This is a genomic window from Streptomyces sp. NPDC053542 (genome assembly GCF_044544685.1).
Taxonomy (GTDB): domain Bacteria; phylum Actinomycetota; class Actinomycetes; order Streptomycetales; family Streptomycetaceae; genus Streptomyces.
Window position 1 is genome coordinate 544068 of sequence record NZ_JBITXL010000004.1, and the last position, 16141, is coordinate 560208.

Below are 16141 nucleotides of genomic sequence, written 5' to 3' on the forward strand. Positions count from 1 at the left end.
TACCCGCCCCCCCCCCCCCCCCCCCCCCCCCCCCCCCCCCCCCCCCCCCCCCCCCCCCCCCCCCCCCCCCCCCCCCCCCCCCCCCCCCGGGGGGGGGGGGGGGGCCCCCCCCCCCCCCCCCCCCCCCCCCCCGCCTCCGTCTTTGGTACCGGTCCCCGCCCCTTGTCCGGACTCGCGCCCTTGCTGCTGTTAGCCTGCTCTTGCAACTTACTTGCAACTACTGCTCTTGAGCAGCTTGGAGGCTCGGCGCGCATGGCGACCTACACACTTCCGGAACTCCCCTACGACTACTCGGCGCTGGCACCCGTCATCAGCCCCGAGATCATCGAGCTGCACCACGACAAGCACCACGCGGCCTATGTGAAGGGCGCCAACGACACGCTGGAGCAGCTCGCCGAGGCCCGCGACAAGGACCAGTGGGGCGCGATCAACGGCCTGGAGAAGAACCTGGCCTTCCACCTCTCCGGCCACATCCTGCACAGCATCTACTGGCACAACATGACCGGAGACGGCGGCGGCGAACCGCTGGAGAAGGACGGCGTGGGCGAGCTGGCCGACGCGATCGCGGAGAGCTTCGGCTCCTTCGAGAAGTTCAAGGCCCAGCTCACCAAGGCGTCGGCGACGACGCAGGGCAGCGGGTGGGGCGTGCTCGCGTACGAGCCGGTCACCGGCCGCCTCATCGTCGAGCAGATCTACGACCACCAGGGCAACGTCGGTCAGGGCTCGGTCCCGATCCTGGTCTTCGACGCCTGGGAGCACGCCTTCTACCTCCAGTACAAGAACCAGAAGGTCGACTTCATCGAGGCGATGTGGCGCGTCGTCAACTGGCAGGACGTCGCGAAGCGGTACGCGTCCGCGAAGGAGCGCGCGAACAACCTGCTGCTGGCGCCGTGAGGCCGTAGGCGCCGGAGGCGCCGGAGTACCGATTGATCGTCCTGCCTCGTGATCGTCTTCTCACCGTTCACCGGCAGGCGGATAAAAGGAACCGCCCCCGCGAGGACGTGACTCGCGGGGGCGGTTCTGTATCTGTGACGGCTGGGGGCGCGTCGTGGCTGGTCGCGCAGTTCCCCGCGCCCCTGACGGGGCTCTAGTCGAAGCTCGGGGCTGCCGTCCTCGTGCGCTTGATTTCGTAGAAGCCCGGGATGGACGCGACCATCAGGGTGCCGTCCCAGAGCTTGGCGGCCTCCTCGCCCTTGGGGGACGGGGTGACGACCGGGCCGAAGAAGGCGATCTGCTCGCCGTCGGAGCCCGGCACCGCGATGACCGGCGTGCCGACCTCCTGGCCGACCAGGTCGATGCCCTCCTTGTGCGAGGCGCGCAGCCGCTCGTCGTGCGCGTCGGTGTCGGCGGCGTCCGCCAGCTCGGCGGGCAGGCCCGCCTCCTCCAGCGCCGCGAGGATCGTCTCGCGGGTGCGCGGCAGGCCCTGGTTGTGGAAGCGGGTGCCGAGCGCGGTGTAGAGCGGGGCGAGGACCTCGCTGCCGTACTTCTCCTCCGCCGCGATGCAGACCCGGACCGGGCCCCACGCCTCGGTCCGCATCATTTCCTGGTACTGCTCGGGCAGATCGTCGAGCTTGTCCTCGTTGAGCACGGCGAGGCTCATCACGTGCCAGCGGACCTCCACCGGCCGGACCTTCTCCACTTCGAGCATCCAGCGGGAGGTCAGCCAGGCCCAGGGGCACAGCGGGTCGAACCAGAAGTCTGCCGGGGTCTTGCCGGTGTCGGACACGAAGGTCTCCTCTACGAGCGGGTCGGTAACCGGTTCAACCGCGGCGTACCGTGCCATGATTCCCAGTGTTCGATATTCGAGACACAGACGAGGGAGTCGCGTCGTGCCCGGTGAAAACCTGTCCCGAGACGAGGCCCGCGAACGGGCCCGGTTGCTGACCGTCGACGGGTACGAAGTGGCGCTGGACCTGCGGTCCGCCGTGGAGCAGGGTGACGCCTCCCGGACGTTCCGCTCCCGCACGACCCTCCGCTTCCGCTGCGCGGAACCGGGCGCCGGCTCCTTCGCGGACCTGGTCGCGCCGTCGGTCACCTCAATCACCCTCAACGGCCGCGAGCTGGACCCGGCGGCCGTCTTCGACGGCGCCCGGATCGCCCTGCCGGACCTGGCGGCGGAGAACGTCCTCGTGGTGGACGCGCAGTGCGCCTACAGCCGTACCGGCGAGGGCCTGCACCGCTTCGTCGACCCCGAGGACGGCGAGGTGTATCTGTACACGCAGTACGAGCCGGCCGACGCCCGCCGGGTCTTCGCGAACTTCGAACAGCCGGACCTGAAGGCGCCGTTCGACTTCGAGGTGACCGCGCCCGAGGGCTGGGTGGTGCTCAGCAACGGTGTGGAAGAGGGCACCGCCGAGGGCGGCGTGCACCGCTTCGCGCGGACCGAGCCCATCTCCACGTACATCACCGCCGTGGTCGCGGGCCCGTACCACTACGTCTCCGACACCTACCGGCGTACGTTCGCGGACGGCACCGAGCTGGAGGTGCCGCTCGGCGCGCTCTGCCGCAAGGGGCTGGCCCGGTACTTCGACTCCGACGACGTCTTCACCGTCACCAAGCAGGGCCTGGACTTCTTCCACGACCACTTCGACTACCCGTACCCCTTCGGGAAGTACGACCAGGCGTTCGTGCCGGAGTACAACATCGGCGCGATGGAGAACCCGGGCTGTGTCACCTTCCGCGAGGAGTTCATCTTCCGGGGGAAGGTGACGCAGGCGTCGTACGAGCGGCGGGCCAACGTCATCCTGCACGAGATGGCCCACATGTGGTTCGGCGACCTGGTCACCATGGAGTGGTGGGACGACCTGTGGCTCAAGGAGTCCTTCGCGGACTTCATGGGCGCGCTGTCGCTGGTGGAGGCGACCCGGTTCACCGGCGGCTGGATCACCTTCGCCAACGGGCGCAAGGCGTGGGCGTACCGCGCCGACCAGCTGCCCTCCACGCACCCGATCACCGCCGACATCCGCGACCTGGAGGACGCCAAGCTCAACTTCGACGGGATCACGTACGCCAAGGGCGCGTCCGTACTGAAGCAGCTCGTCGCGTACGTGGGACGGGACGCCTTCCTGGACGGCGCGCGGCGGTACTTCAAGCGGCACGAGTACGGCAACACCACCCTCGCCGACCTGCTGAACGTCCTGGAGGAGACCTCGGGCCGCGACCTGGCCGCCTGGTCCCGCTCCTGGCTCCAGACGGCCGGCGTCAACGCGCTCACCCCGCAGGTCACCTACGACGCGCAGGACCGCATCACCGAGCTGGCCGTCCTGCAGGAAGCCTCGCCCGCCCGGCCCGAGCTGCGGCCGCACCGGGTGGCGGTCGGCCTGTACCGCCGCCACGACGCCGACGGTTCGCTGGTCCGGTACGCCCGTGCCGAGCTGGACGTCTCCGGGCAGCGCACGGTCGTCGCGGAGCTGACCGGGTCCGAGCGGCCCGACCTGGTCCTGGTCAACGACGAGGACCTGACGTACTGCAAAGTCCGCTTCGACGAGCGGTCGCTGGCCACCCTGCGCGGCCACCTCGGCGAGATCGCCGACCCGATGGCGCGCGCCCTGTGCTGGTCCGCGCTGTGGGGCCTGACCCGCGACGGGCTGATGCCGGCCCGCGACTACCTCGACATCGTGCTGCGGTTCGCCGGGCGGGAGTCCGACATCGGTGTGCTGCAGACGCTGCACGCCCAGGCCCGCACCGCGCTGCACCACTACGCGGCGCCCGACTGGCGGCAGCTCGGCGCGCAGCAGCTGGCCCAGGGCGCCCTGCACGAGCTGCGCCTCGCCGAGCCCGGCAGCGGCCACCAGCTCACCTGGGCCCGCTTCTTCGCCACCGTCGCCTCCACCGAGGCCGACCTCCAGCTGCTGAGCGGTCTGCTGGACGGCACCGCGAAGATCGACGGGCTGACGGTGGACCAGGAGCTGCGCTGGGCATTCCTGGAGCCGCTGGCCTCGCACGGCGTGGCCGACGCGCAGCGGATCGACGCCGAACTGGCCCGCGACGACACCGCGTCCGGCAAGCGCCACCACGTCCGCTGCCTGGCCGCCCGCCCCGACGCCGAGGTCAAGGCGCGCGCCTGGGCGGACGTGGTGGAGTCCGACGCGCTCTCCAACGCCCTGGTGGAGGCCACGATTTCGGGCTTCGACCAGGCCGGGCAGCGCGAGCTGCTGGCGCCGTACGCGCCGAAGTACTTCGACGCGATCGGGCGGGTGTGGGACGAGCGGTCGATCGAGATCGGGATGGCCGTGGTCCGCGGCCTCTTCCCGGCGCTGCAGAGCAGCCAGGAGACGCTGGACGCGGCCGACGCCTGGCTCATCGGGCACGCGGACGCGCCGTCCGCGCTGCGCCGGCTGGTGTCGGAGTCCCGGGACGATCTCGCGCGGGCGCTGCGGGCACAGGCTTGTGACGCAAAGGTCGGCGCGAAGCCGTAACCCTCGGTAGGACCAGCACTTATCGGCCGTCGAACGCCCGTACTTTAGGCCGTGGTTGTACGGAAACGTCGACGGAACGGTAACAGCGGTTAGGGGGCGGCGCGGGCGCGGGAATGGCGGGGGCATGAACCACAACACCCCGCTCTCGCCCCGCCCGCTCCACCACCTCGCCGACGTACGGCACCGCGTCCTCACCTCCCGGCAGCTGCGCGAGCACGGCATCGCGCCCTCCGACCTCGCCGAGCGCTGCCGGCCCGGCGGCCCCTGGCAGCAGATCCTGCCGGGCGTCCACCTGCTCCACCCCGGCCCGCCCACCAGCGAGGAGCGGCTGCACGCCGTCCTGCTGTACGCGGCCCGGCGCACGCCGGCGGCCGCCACCGGCCCGGACGGCGAACCGGCCGTGCCGGCCCAGGGCGACGGCGCCGACCGCTACGAACCCGAGGCGATGATCACCGGGCTGGCGGCGCTCGCCCTGCACCGCTTCTCCTCCGCTCCCCCGCTGCTCTCTCTGGACCGCATCGAGGTCCTCGTGCCGCGCTCGCGGCGGCTGCGCTCTGCGGGCTTCGCGCAGGTCGTACGGGCCCAGACGCCGCCGCCCGCGGTGGAGGTCACCGGCCTGCCGGTGGCCCCGGTCCCCAGAGCGCTGGCCGACGCGGTGGCCCGGCTGACCGGCCCGCAGACCGCCAGGGCCGGACTGGGGGAAGCGGAGATGACCGCGCTGGAGGCGGTCGGCGGGCCGACGGCGATCCGCCGGCTGCTGTCCGAGGCGGTGCGCGGCGGGCACTGCGACCCGACGGCCGTGGTGCGCGAGCTGAGCCGGGCGCGGCTGCTGGGCAGGCCGCAGGTGATGGACGCGGTGGACGGCCTGCTGGCGGAGGGCCGGGCGCTGGCCGAGGGCCTGCTGTACGACCTGGTGCGCGACTACCGGCTGCCGGACCCGGTGTGGAACGTGGACCTGCGGCTGCCGGGCGGCCCGTACCTCGGCGGCGTGGACGCGTTCTGGCCGGTACAGGCGGTGGCGCTGACGATCGACGCGCGGTCCCCGAAGTACGCCGACCAGACGCTGTGGCCGGAGCACACCCGCACCCGTGAGCGGTTGGAGCGGCTGGGCATCACGGTCGTGCAGGTGACGCCGAAGAAGCTGCGCGAGGCGCCCGAGGAGCAGGCGATGGTGGTGCGGACCGCGCTGATGGCGGCGGCGGACCGGGAGCCGAGCGCGTACGTGGCGGTGCTGCCGAAATAGCTCGGCACAGCGCTCGCTCGCGGCGGAGCGGAGGGGCGGGTCCGGAGCCGGACCCGCCCCCGCGCGCAGGTGCGGACGGTGTCACTTCCCGCCGCAGAACTCCGCCTCGACCACCGGCTCGCTGTCGCCGGTCCAGTCCGCGTTGGAGTTGAACGCCGCGGTGTGCCGGCCGTCGCGGGTGCTGACGGCTTCTGAGGTCGAGCCGTGGATGCCGCCGCCGTGGCCGTACAGCCGGACCCCGCAGGAGAGTTTCTGCGTCATCAGGCCCAGCCCGTACCGGAATTGCGGCGCTTCCTTGCCGACCGGGACCGTCGTGAGCATCTCCTTCAACTGCCGCTGCGGGAAGAGCTTTCCGCGCAGCACCGCCGCGTAGAAGCGGTTGAGGTCACCCGCCGTGGAGATCATCTCGCCGGCCGGCCCGGCGAGCGAGGGATTGAGTTCCGTCGCGTCGTACACCTTCGGCCCCGGCTTCTCCACCAGCAGCTTGGAGTACGCGATGCCGTGCGGCCCCGGCATGCGGGGGTCGGTGCCGGGCACGACGGTGCGGCGCAGGCCGAGCGGTTTCAGGATGCGGCGCTCGACCTCCTTTCCGTACGGCTTCCCGGTGGCCTTCTCGACGACCATCCCGGCCAGCACGTAGTTGGTGTTGGAGTAGCTCCACGAAGTGCCCGGCTCGAAGGCGGGTTTGCCCTTCATCGCCAGGCGGACGAGCTGCCGGGGCGTCCAGGTGTCGTAGCGGTGCTTCAGGAAGCCGGGCCCGGTCACCTTGGCGTGGAACGCCTCCTCCTCGAAGACCTCGCGGATGCCGCTGGTGTGGTTGAGCAGCTGCCGCAGTGTGACGCGGCGGCCGTCGTGGCCGTGGCCCCGGACGACGCCCGGCAGCCACTTCTCGACCGTGTCGTCCAGGCCGAGCCGGCCCTCCGCCTCCAGCTGGAGCAGGACCGTGGCCACGAAGGTCTTGGTGATGCTGCCGACGCGGAAGGCGTCGTCGGCGCCGCGCGGTGACCCGGTCTCGGTATTGCCGACGCCGGCGGTGGCCTTCCAGACCCGGCGCCCCTCGGTGACCTGGCCGATCATGCCGGGGACGCCCTTGGCGACCTGGGCCTCCATGGCAGCCTTGGTGCCCGCGTGGCCGTCGCCCGCCGGTCCCGCGGCGGTGGCCGCGGGCGCGGTGAGCAGTGCCGTTCCTGCGAGGGCGGCGGCCAGGGCCCCCGCCAGTGCGATCCGTGCGCTCATCGTCGTCTCCCCCTCCTGCGGCGGCGGTGGCGCCCGCTGCCGACTGCGGTCGGGGAGGGGGACCCGGCGGCCGGGCCCCGGGGTTGCGACGCGGCTCGGGGTTGAGCGTCAATCAGCCACGTTTCACCAGGAGTTCGGTGTTGCGGTCGCCGGGCTCGCCCGCCAGGTCCGTACGGCCCTGCGGCTGATTGGCGGACAGCTCGCGGTAGAGCGCGGCCAGGCCGGTCTGCGAGAGGTCGTGGAAGTCGGTGCGGTGCGGGGCCGCCGACTCCACGAGCGTGGTGAAGAGCGACAGCGTCCCGTCGTGGTTGTCCACGACCTCGATGATCCGCGCGAGCTGCGGGAAGTCGATGTGCGAGGCGGTGGAGACCTCCCAGAAGCCGTCGTGCGGGGTGATGTCGTTCTTGTGGCTGTGGCCGTTGATCCAGGCCAGCACGTTGCGGTGGCCGGACAGCAGCCGTACCAGCTCGTCGCCCCCGTGGCGGCCCTCGTCGGGCCGGGCCGGGTCCGGGCGGGTGTTGTCCATGGTCTTGCTGGTGTGGTGGCTGAAGACGAGGACGTAGGAGTCCTTGTGCTCCTTCAGCTGCCGCTCCAGCCAGCGCAGCTGGGCGGTGCCGACCGAGCCGGTGTAGTGGCCGCCGGGGTCGGTGGTGTCCAGGCTGATGCCGATCACGTCGTCGGACACCTGGAAGCTGTAGTACAGCTGGTCGTCCTGGAGGTTGGCCTCGGTGAAGCCGTGGCCGTGCGGGCCCGCGCCGTCGTAGGCGGGGTCGAGGTGGGCGCGGACGTACTCGGCGCGGGTGAAGGGCGCCCGCCGCGGGTCCGGCGTCACCTGCCGGGTGTGCCGGCGGTTGGCCTTCATCAGCGCCTTGAAGTCGGCGCCGGTGGGGTCCAGGCCCTTCTTCACGGCCGACCAGACCTGCTTCGCCTGGTCCGCCGGGAGCGTCTCCAGCTTGCGGCCGCCGGTCGCGACCTCCGTCCAGTACGAGTCGCCGGGCGCGTAACAGCCGCCGGGCAGCTGGTCGTGGTTGCCGACCGTGGTGTACCAGGGGATGTCCAGCCCGGGGCTGTGCACGGTGCGGAGCGCGGCGTCGAGGAAGCCGGGCAGCCGCGGGAAGCCGAGCTGCTTGTCGGCGTCCCGCAGGTCGCTGTCCGGCTGCCAGTACAGCTTCAGGCCGCTGTCCTGCACGCCTTCGTAGTGCCGGGGGTCGCCGGTGTTCGGGACGATGCGGCCGCCGCTCATCGCGGCGAGGAACCACTCCAGCTCGATCTTGGAGTTGTTGTCGGTGTTGTCGCCGGTGGTCATCACGAAGCCGAGCGGGGAGCCGGTGGCGGGGCCGCCCTTGAGCGCGTTGACCCGCTCGATGAGCGAGACCATGCCGGCCACCGACAGCGCCTCCTGCGGGCGCCAGGCGCTCGCGGTCTGCGCGCGCAGGTACTCGTACCGCAGCGGGCTCTGCACGTCGACCAGGTGCAGGTCGGTGAATTGCGCGAAGGACGCGAGCGTGGTGCGCCGCTCGTCCCGGCCGGAGCGGGCGGCGGCCAGCTCGGTGCGGACGACGCGGGACCAGGCGGGGCCGTCGCCGAGGCGGCGGTAGCCGGCGGTGCCGCGCGGGGTGGCCACGGAGTCGAGGGTGGTGCCGCGGCGGAAGGGCACGGGCGGCACGGCGGGCGCGGCGACCGGGTCCGGCGCGAAGGGCGGAGGCCCGGCCTGGGCCGGCACGGCGGTCGCCGGCCGGCCGCTCAGACCGAGGGTCAGTCCGGCCCCGGCGGCGGCGCCCGCCACTCCGGTGGCGGCGAGGAAGGTACGGCGGTCGAGGGTGGCGGCGGCGGACCGAGTGCGGGACATGCGCGAACTCCCCGAGTGCGAACGCGGTGGTGGCGGGGCGGGCCGACCGCCCCTCACCAGGGATGTTTCGCACCGGGGGTGGACTGCGCGTGAACATGACCACAACGCGCGCCGCCGATCTCTGCACAGGGATCACCCGGGCGGCCGACGTGCCGCGCCGGCCACCGGACGCTCGGAGAACCGGCGCCCGCGCTTCATGTGACGTTCACGTCATGGGGTAACGGCGTACGCGTCCCAGCGCGCCCCGTCCGCGGAGGCGCGGGTCACCACCAGTACAGCGGATAGCGGCGGCCGGTCAGGCGGTGCAGGCACAGGCCCACCGTGGTCAGGATCACGGTGGCCGCCAGCAGCAGGGGCAGGAACGGCAGCGGATCGGGCCCCTGGAAGCCGACGATCAGGGACGTGGCGACGCCGGGCGAGTGCGGCGAGCGGGCCAGCGACGTCGCACCGAAGGCCAGCGCGCCGGCCGCGGCCGCGCTCCAGACGCCGGGCCCCGCGACGGCCACCACGGTGAAGCCGACGGCGGCGCCCAGCAGGTGGCCGCCGATGACGCTGCGCGGCTGCGCGAGCGGCAGCGCCGGGGCGCCGGCGATCAGCGCGGCGCTGGCCGCGAGCGGCGGGATGAGCACGGGATGCCGGATGAGCACCCCGGTCCCGGCCAGGAGCAGCAGCACGAGGGCGAGCGCCGTGGTGGCGGCCAGCAGGACGAGGGGGCGGGGGCGCGGCGGGGCGGCGGAGCGCAGGGCGCGTCCGGCGCGGGCGGGCGCGGCTGCTTCGGCCTCCGGGGCGTCGACGACGGGGGCAGGGGCGGTCACAGGGGGCAATGCCTCTCTGGGGGCGATACGCCCCGTTCAGTACCGAAACGTAGGGTCTTCGCGTCGGCACCTCGTTGTGACCTTCGCACTGTCCTTCGGGTAGGAGATTATGGGAGGTCAGCAGCGACTCAGAAGTCACTTGTCCGCATGGCAAGATTTGTTTTCCGCTCCACTCCGTGAAACGGATTGGACAACGCGACGGGTCTCACACGCATGATGGAGGGACTTCTGAGCAGGGTTTCCAGTCGGAAATCGTCGCCAGTCCCCTAGAAGGAGTGCCATGAGGATCGGAATCGTCGGAGCCACCGGCCAGGTCGGCGGTGTGATGCGAGGGATTCTCGCCGAGCGGAACTTCCCCGTGGAGCAGCTGCGGCTGTTCGCCTCGGCCCGGTCCGCCGGACGCACGATCCCGTGGCAGGACACCGAGATCACGGTCGAGGACGCGGCGACGGCCGACTACTCGGGCCTGGACATCGTCCTCTTCTCCGCGGGCGGCGCGACCGCCAAGGAGCTGGCGCCCAAGGTCGCCGCGGCCGGCCCGGTCGTGATCGACAACTCCTCCGCCTTCCGCCGTGACCCCGAGGTCCCCCTCGTGGTCTCCGAGGTGAACCCGCACGCGGTCGCGGACCGCCCCAAGGGCATCATCGCCAACCCGAACTGCACGACGATGGCCGCGATGCCGGTGCTGCGTCCGCTGCACGACGAGGCCGGCCTCACCGCCCTCGTCGTCGCCACCTACCAGGCGGTCTCCGGCTCCGGCCTGGCCGGCGTCGCGGAGCTGGACGACCAGGCCCGCAAGGCCATCGACCAGGACGCGACCAAGCTGACGCACGACGGCTCGTCGATCGACTTCCCCGCGCCGAACAAGTACGTCCGCCCCATCGCCTTCAACGTGCTGCCGATGGCGGGCTCGATCGTGGACGACGGCCTCAACGAGACCGACGAGGAGCAGAAGCTCCGCAACGAGAGCCGCAAGATCCTGGAGATCCCCGAGCTGAAGGTCTCCGGCACCTGCGTCCGCGTCCCGGTCTTCTCCGGCCACTCCCTGCAGGTCAACGCGCGCTTCGAGCGCCCGATCAGCCCCGAGCGGGCGACCGAGCTGCTGGCGGGCGCGCCGGGCGTGGCCCTCTCCGACGTGCCCACCCCGCTGGAGGCCGCCGGCCAGGACCCGTCCTACGTCGGCCGCATCCGCAAGGACGAGACGGTCGAGCACGGCCTGGCGCTCTTCCTCTCCAACGACAACCTCCGCAAGGGCGCGGCGCTCAACGCCGTCCAGATCGCGGAGCTCGTCGCGGCGGAGCTCAAGGGCTGACGCCTCCCACGACGCCCGCGGGGCCCGTACGGATCACGTCCGTACGGGCCCCGCTGCGCGTTCCCCCGCGCTACGGCCTGCGCACCTCGTAGTGAAAGCAGCCGTACTCCACGGCCCGCACGTGCACCAGCGCGGTCTCCGGGCCGGCGAACGCCTCGTCCAGCGCGGCGTCGAGGGCCGCGTCGGCGTCCTGGGGAAGCTCCAGCAGCTCGCCTCCGGCGATGTGCCCGGCCGCGGTGTACCGCCGCAGGACCCGCAGCGCTCCGGGCCGCGCGAACGGATACCCCACGGCCGCCGGGTCGGGCCCGCCGCACTCTCCGGCATGCACGAACACCGGCCCCTGCTCGTCATAGGCACCGGGCTCCGCCCCCGTTGCGGCGGCCCACCGCCGCAACGGCGCATACGCCACGAGCGCCACCCGCTCCCCCGCCCGGACCCCGCGCAGACAACACCGCAACGGACTCCCGACACACGCCACCGGCACCCCGTCCTCGGACGCGGTGAACGCCCGCATCGGCCGCCCGGCGTCGTCGGCGGTACGGAGTTCCTTCAGAGCGGTGGCGTCGATGGGACGCGCGGAATAAGTGGTCATGCGTCCAGCCTGGCCACTCGCCACCCCGCCTTCCGGCGGGAATCGGACGTGACGCTCACCGCCCCGCTCAGAGCGCCAGGTGCCGCCGCAGCGCCGCGTCGATCTCGGCCATGCGCGGGCGCGGCACCGCGCCGATACTGCGCAGCACCCGATCCGGCGCCACCGCACGCACCTGTTCGCACTGCGCCTTGGAGTCCTTGGGCAGGCCGCACTCGGCAGCGGGGAGCAGCACCTGGAAGGGGTAGACCCGGGAGACGTTCGAGGTCAGCGGGACCACGGTGACCACGCCGCGGCCGGTCCGCTGCACGGCCGCGTTGGCACCGTCGTTGGAGACGACCACCGAGGGGCGCGCCTTGTTGACCTCGCTCCCCCGGGCCGGTTCGTAGTCGACCAGGCAGATGTCACCGCGTCTCATCGCTCAGCCCGTCCCCGGAGAAGTGCTCCCAGAACGCGGCGTCCTCGCTCGCGTCCCACTCGGCGAAGGCCGCCTCGTACTCGGTCTCCAGCTCGGTGGCCCGCAGCTGCTCGATGGCGGCGTGAATCACGGCGGACCGTGAATCCGCTTCGATTCTCTTGGCGTACTCGTCGAGGAAGGCGACGTCCTCCTGCGGAAGACTCACACTGATCTTCATACCCCAATGCTACCCGGGTAGGAAGATCCTTACTACCGCCGAAACCGCTCGCCACCGGGTGGGCTCCCCGTGGAAGGATGGCGGGAACGTCGCATGCAACGCCGTATACCGGAGGAGATGACCGCGTGCCTGGCACGAATCTGACCCGCGAAGAGGCGCAGGAGCGGGCGCGCCTGCTGACCGTCGACGCGTACGAGATCGATCTGGATCTGAGCGGCGCGCAGGAGGGGGGCGTTTTCCGGTCCGTGACCACGGTGCGTTTCGACGTGGCCGAGGACGGTGCGGATTCGTTCATCGATCTGGTGGCGCCGACCGTTCATGAGGTCGTGCTGAACGGCACCACGCTCGCGCCGGAGGACGTGTTCGCGGACTCGCGGATCGCGCTGACGGGACTGCGGTCCGGGCGCAATGAGCTGAAGGTCGTGGCGGACTGCGCCTACACCAATACGGGCGAGGGGCTGCACCGCTTCGTCGACCCGGTGGACCAGCAGGCTTATCTGTACACGCAGTTCGAGGTGCCGGACGCCCGGCGGGTATTCGCGTCCTTCGAGCAGCCGGACCTCAAGGCCACGTTCCAGTTCACGGTGAAGGCGCCCGAGGGCTGGACCGTGGTGTCCAATTCCCCGACGCCGGAGCCCGAGGGGACCGTGTGGCGCTTCGCGCCGACGCCGCGGATCTCCAGCTACATCACCGCGCTGATCGTGGGCCCGTACCACGCCGTGCACAGCACGTACGAGAAGGACGGGAAGACCGTTCCGCTGGGCATTTACTGCCGGCCCTCGCTCGCCGAATTCCTGGACGCGGAGGAGATTTTCGCGGTCACCCGGCAGGGATTCGACTGGTTCCAGGAGAAGTTCGACTACGAGTACCCCTTCGCGAAGTACGACCAGCTCTTCGTCCCGGAGTTCAACGCGGGCGCGATGGAGAACGCCGGCGCGGTCACCATTCGCGACCAGTACGTGTTCCGCTCCAAGGTGACGGACGCGGCGTACGAGGTGCGCGCGGAGACCATTCTCCACGAGCTCGCGCACATGTGGTTCGGCGATCTGGTCACCATGGAGTGGTGGAATGACCTGTGGCTGAACGAGTCCTTCGCGACGTACACCTCGATCGCCTGCCAGGCGTACGCGCCGGGCAGCAAGTGGCCGCATTCCTGGACCACGTTCGCGAATTCCATGAAGACCTGGGCGTACCGGCAGGACCAGCTGCCCAGCACCCACCCGATCATGGCGGAGATCCGCGACCTGGATGATGTGCTGGTCAATTTCGACGGCATTACGTACGCGAAGGGCGCGAGCGTGCTCAAGCAGCTCGTGGCCTACGTCGGAATGGACGAGTTCTTCCGCGGCGTGCAGCAGTACTTCAAGGCGCACGCCTACGGGAACACCCGGCTCTCCGACCTGCTCGGCGCGCTGGAGGAGACCTCGGGCCGGGACCTGAAGACCTGGTCGAAGAAGTGGCTGCAGACGGCCGGCATCAACATCCTCCGCCCGGAGATCGAGACGGACGCGGCGGGCAACGTCACCTCCCTCGTCATCCGCCAGGAGGCCCCCGCGCTGCCCGAGGGCGCGACCGGCGAGCCGGTCCTGCGCCCGCACCGCATCGCGGTCGGCTGCTACGACCTGAAGGACGGCAAGCTGGTCCGCTCGGACCGCATCGAGCTGGACGTGGACGGCGAGCGCACCGAGGTGCCGTTCCCGGCCAACACCCCGCGCCCGGCGGTCATCCTGCTCAACGAGGACGACCTCTCGTACGCCAAGGTCCGCCTCGACGAGGAGTCGCTGAAGACCGTCACCGCGCACCTCGGCGACTTCTCCGAGTCGCTGCCGCGCGCGCTGTGCTGGGCCTCGGCCTGGGACATGACCCGGGACGGCGAACTGGCCACCCGCGACTACCTGGAGCTGGTGCTCTCCGGCATCGGCAAGGAGTCCGACATCGGCGTGGTGCAGTCGCTGCACCGCCAGGTGAAGCTGGCGCTGGAGCTGTACGCCGCGCCCGAGTGGCGCGAGACGGGCCTCGCCAAGTGGACCGACGCCTGCCTCAAGCAGCTGCGCGCCGCCGAGTCCGGCAGCGACCACCAGCTGGCGTGGGCCCGCGCGTTCGCCGCGACGGCCCGTACGACCGCGCAGCTGGACCTCCTGCAGAACCTCCTCGACGGCACGGAGGAGATCACCGGCCTCGCCGTCGACACCGAGCTGCGCTGGGCGCTGCTGCAGCGGCTGGCCGCCACCGGCCGCGCCGACGAGAAGGCGATCGCGGCGGAGCTGGAGCGGGACCGGACCTCGGCGGGCGAGCGGTACGCCGCGACCGCCCGCGCGGCCCGCCCGACCGCGGAGGCCAAGGCCGAGGCGTGGGCGTCGGTCGTGGAGTCCGACAAGCTCCCGAACGCGGTGCAGGAGGCCGTCATCGGCGGCTTCGTCCAGACCGACCAGCGCGAGCTGCTGGCGCCGTACGCCGGGAAGTACTTCGACGCGCTGAAGAGCGTGTGGGAGGCGCGCAGCCACGAGATGGCGCAGCAGATCGCCGTCGGTCTCTACCCCTCGCTCCAGGTCTCGCAGGAGACGCTGGACGCGACGGACGCGTGGCTCGCCTCGGCGAACCCGAGCGCGGCCCTCCGCCGCCTGGTGACGGAGAACCGGGCGGGCGTGGAGCGGGCCCTCAAGGCGCAGGCCGCGGACGCGGCTGCCGCCTGACGGCAGCGCTGAACGCGCAGTTCCCCGCGCCCCTTGAGGGGCGCGGGGAACTGCGCGAGCAACCGGGACGGCGGGACGGTCGCGTGGAAACGGACGCCCCCGCCCTCGGCGTGGTGGTGCCGTCCGGCGTCGGCGCGATCGTGCGCGGCCGTCCGCCGGACGAGTCGGAATACCGCGGCCTCAGGCCGCAGCGCGTCAGCCGTTCAGCTCGTCGAAGCGGCGCCCAAGCGCGGCGCGGCCCGCTTCGGTGAGGCTGCCGTGCACGCGCATCCGCGCAAGGCCGCCGTCCGGGAAGACGTCCAGCCGGACATGCGTGGCGGTCACCGCGGCCGGCAGCACGAAGCGGTGCGGCGTGTCCGGCTGCAGCTTCGTCTTCGGCAGGATCTCGAACCACGAGGACTCGTCCTCCGGCGTGCCGTCACAGCCGTACAGCGCCGCCCAGCCCGCGGAGTTGCCCTTGAGGTACGCCGTGTCGATCTCGATCGCGCGGATCTCGCCCTGCGCGGCGAGGCGGAAACGGACCCAGTCGTTGGTGCCCTTGACGCGGCGGCGGCGGTTCTCCCAGCCGTCGTCCATCTTGCGGGACAGGTCGGGCTGGATGATCTGGGTGGGCGAGGAGTAGAAGCGGTCCGAGGCGTCCTCGACCGCGCCGCCGTTCAGTACGGACGCCAGGTCGATGGTGCCCAGGACGTCCAGCCACGCCGGGTCGGCCACGACCTCGCCGTGCACACGCAGCCGGGCGATGCCGCCGTCGGGGTGCTGCTTGAGGCGAAGGTGGGTGAAGCGGCGCTCGGCGGTGACCTCGAAGCCGTTGGCGGCGTGGCCGCGCACCGGCGTGCGGGGGACGATCTCCTCCCACTTCACGTCGTCGGCGAGCAGCTCCTCCGGGCTCGGGCTGCCCGGTACGGAGGTGGCTTCGACGGTGACCTGCTGCGGGTAGTTGCCGCGGAAGTGGGCGGTGTCGACGATGACGCCGCGGATCACGCCGGGGACGGCGAGGCGGATCAGCGCCCAGTCGTGCTCGTCGTCGGTCGGGAAGGGGTGGTCACCGTCGGCGCCGCGGCGGCGCCGGGTCTCCCAGCCGTCCATGATCTTGCCCTTGTGCCCAAAGTGCTCCGGGTCGAACACGGCGCGCTCGCGCTTGAGCAGGTTCTCGCGCTCGGCGAAGAACTCGTCATTCGCGGCGATCACGCCGGCGCCGAAGCGGCGGTCGGCGAGGTCGACGAGCGAGGTGAACGCGAAGTCCCCGTCGCGGTAGTCGGCGTAGGGGTCGCCACCGCCGTACGGGGCGGCGTCGTTGGCGTGCGGATCAGTGGAGGAGGCGGCCGGGGTGGTGGTCATCTCTGCCCTT

General features: G+C 71.7%; 13 protein-coding genes. 5 read left to right on the plus strand and 8 right to left on the minus strand.

Features of this window, described 5'->3' with window-relative positions:
- The first annotated feature begins 252 nt into the window (after positions 1-252).
- Positions 253-894 (plus strand): superoxide dismutase, encoded by a 642-nt coding sequence (locus ACIGXO_RS14110; protein ID WP_223731582.1) that lies wholly within the window; start codon positions 253-255, stop codon positions 892-894.
- Between the two features lie 193 nt (positions 895-1087).
- Here ACIGXO_RS14110 and ACIGXO_RS14115 read toward each other — a convergent pair whose 3' ends face one another.
- Positions 1088-1726: a DsbA family protein gene (locus ACIGXO_RS14115; RefSeq protein WP_399785144.1), complete on the minus strand. Its 639-nt coding sequence runs from the start codon at positions 1724-1726 to the stop codon at positions 1088-1090.
- Positions 1727-1829: 103 nt separating this feature from the next.
- Between ACIGXO_RS14115 and pepN (ACIGXO_RS14120) the strand changes: the two genes are divergently transcribed.
- Both pepN (ACIGXO_RS14120) and ACIGXO_RS14125 read left to right on the plus strand, forming a co-directional pair.
- Positions 1830-4418: an aminopeptidase N gene (pepN, locus tag ACIGXO_RS14120; RefSeq protein ID WP_399785147.1), complete on the plus strand. Its 2589-nt coding sequence runs from the start codon at positions 1830-1832 to the stop codon at positions 4416-4418.
- Between the two features lie 124 nt (positions 4419-4542).
- On the plus strand, positions 4543-5661 hold the full coding sequence (locus tag ACIGXO_RS14125; protein ID WP_399785150.1) for a hypothetical protein: 1119 nt from the start codon (positions 4543-4545) through the stop codon (positions 5659-5661).
- Between the two features lie 81 nt (positions 5662-5742).
- Here the strand turns inward: ACIGXO_RS14125 and ACIGXO_RS14130 are convergent, their stop codons facing one another.
- The 3 genes from ACIGXO_RS14130 to ACIGXO_RS14140 form a co-directional block, all read right to left on the minus strand.
- Positions 5743-6897, minus strand: a complete 1155-nt coding sequence (locus tag ACIGXO_RS14130) for a serine hydrolase domain-containing protein (protein ID WP_399785153.1) — start codon at positions 6895-6897, stop codon at positions 5743-5745.
- 112 nt (positions 6898-7009) lie between these two features.
- A complete protein-coding gene (locus ACIGXO_RS14135; protein ID WP_399785156.1) occupies positions 7010-8746 on the minus strand; it encodes a TIGR03767 family metallophosphoesterase in 1737 nt (578 codons plus the stop codon).
- 263 nt (positions 8747-9009) lie between these two features.
- Positions 9010-9561 carry an HPP family protein gene (locus ACIGXO_RS14140; RefSeq protein WP_399785159.1) on the minus strand — a complete coding sequence of 184 codons (552 nt, stop codon included), beginning with the start codon at positions 9559-9561 and terminating at the stop codon, positions 9010-9012.
- A gap of 280 nt (positions 9562-9841) precedes the next feature.
- Here ACIGXO_RS14140 and ACIGXO_RS14145 point away from each other — a divergent pair, with 280 nt between their 5' ends.
- Positions 9842-10873: an aspartate-semialdehyde dehydrogenase gene (locus ACIGXO_RS14145; RefSeq protein WP_399785162.1), complete on the plus strand. Its 1032-nt coding sequence runs from the start codon at positions 9842-9844 to the stop codon at positions 10871-10873.
- Between the two features lie 70 nt (positions 10874-10943).
- On the opposite strand, the gene ACIGXO_RS14150 is transcribed toward ACIGXO_RS14145, so the two are convergent.
- From ACIGXO_RS14150 to ACIGXO_RS14160, 3 genes are all read right to left on the minus strand, one after another.
- The gene (locus tag ACIGXO_RS14150; RefSeq protein ID WP_399785165.1) at positions 10944-11465 is read right to left on the minus strand and encodes a DUF1203 domain-containing protein; all 522 of its coding nucleotides are present in this window, start codon (positions 11463-11465) and stop codon (positions 10944-10946) included.
- 67 nt (positions 11466-11532) lie between these two features.
- On the minus strand, positions 11533-11880 hold the full coding sequence (locus tag ACIGXO_RS14155) for a type II toxin-antitoxin system PemK/MazF family toxin (RefSeq protein WP_399785168.1): 348 nt from the start codon (positions 11878-11880) through the stop codon (positions 11533-11535).
- On the minus strand, positions 11867-12097 hold the full coding sequence (locus ACIGXO_RS14160; RefSeq protein ID WP_399785171.1) for a ribbon-helix-helix domain-containing protein: 231 nt from the start codon (positions 12095-12097) through the stop codon (positions 11867-11869). Before ACIGXO_RS14160 ends, ACIGXO_RS14155 begins: the two co-directional genes overlap by 14 nt.
- Before the next feature lie 125 nt (positions 12098-12222).
- On the opposite strand from ACIGXO_RS14160, the gene pepN (ACIGXO_RS14165) reads away from it, so the two are divergent.
- Positions 12223-14790, plus strand: coding sequence for an aminopeptidase N (gene pepN / locus ACIGXO_RS14165; protein WP_399785174.1), 2568 nt, complete (start codon positions 12223-12225; stop codon positions 14788-14790).
- A gap of 195 nt (positions 14791-14985) precedes the next feature.
- On the opposite strand, the gene alc is transcribed toward pepN (ACIGXO_RS14165), so the two are convergent.
- Entirely contained in the window at positions 14986-16131 is a 1146-nt protein-coding gene (alc, locus tag ACIGXO_RS14170) for an allantoicase (protein ID WP_399785177.1), read from the minus strand.
- Positions 16132-16141 lie beyond the last annotated feature (10 nt).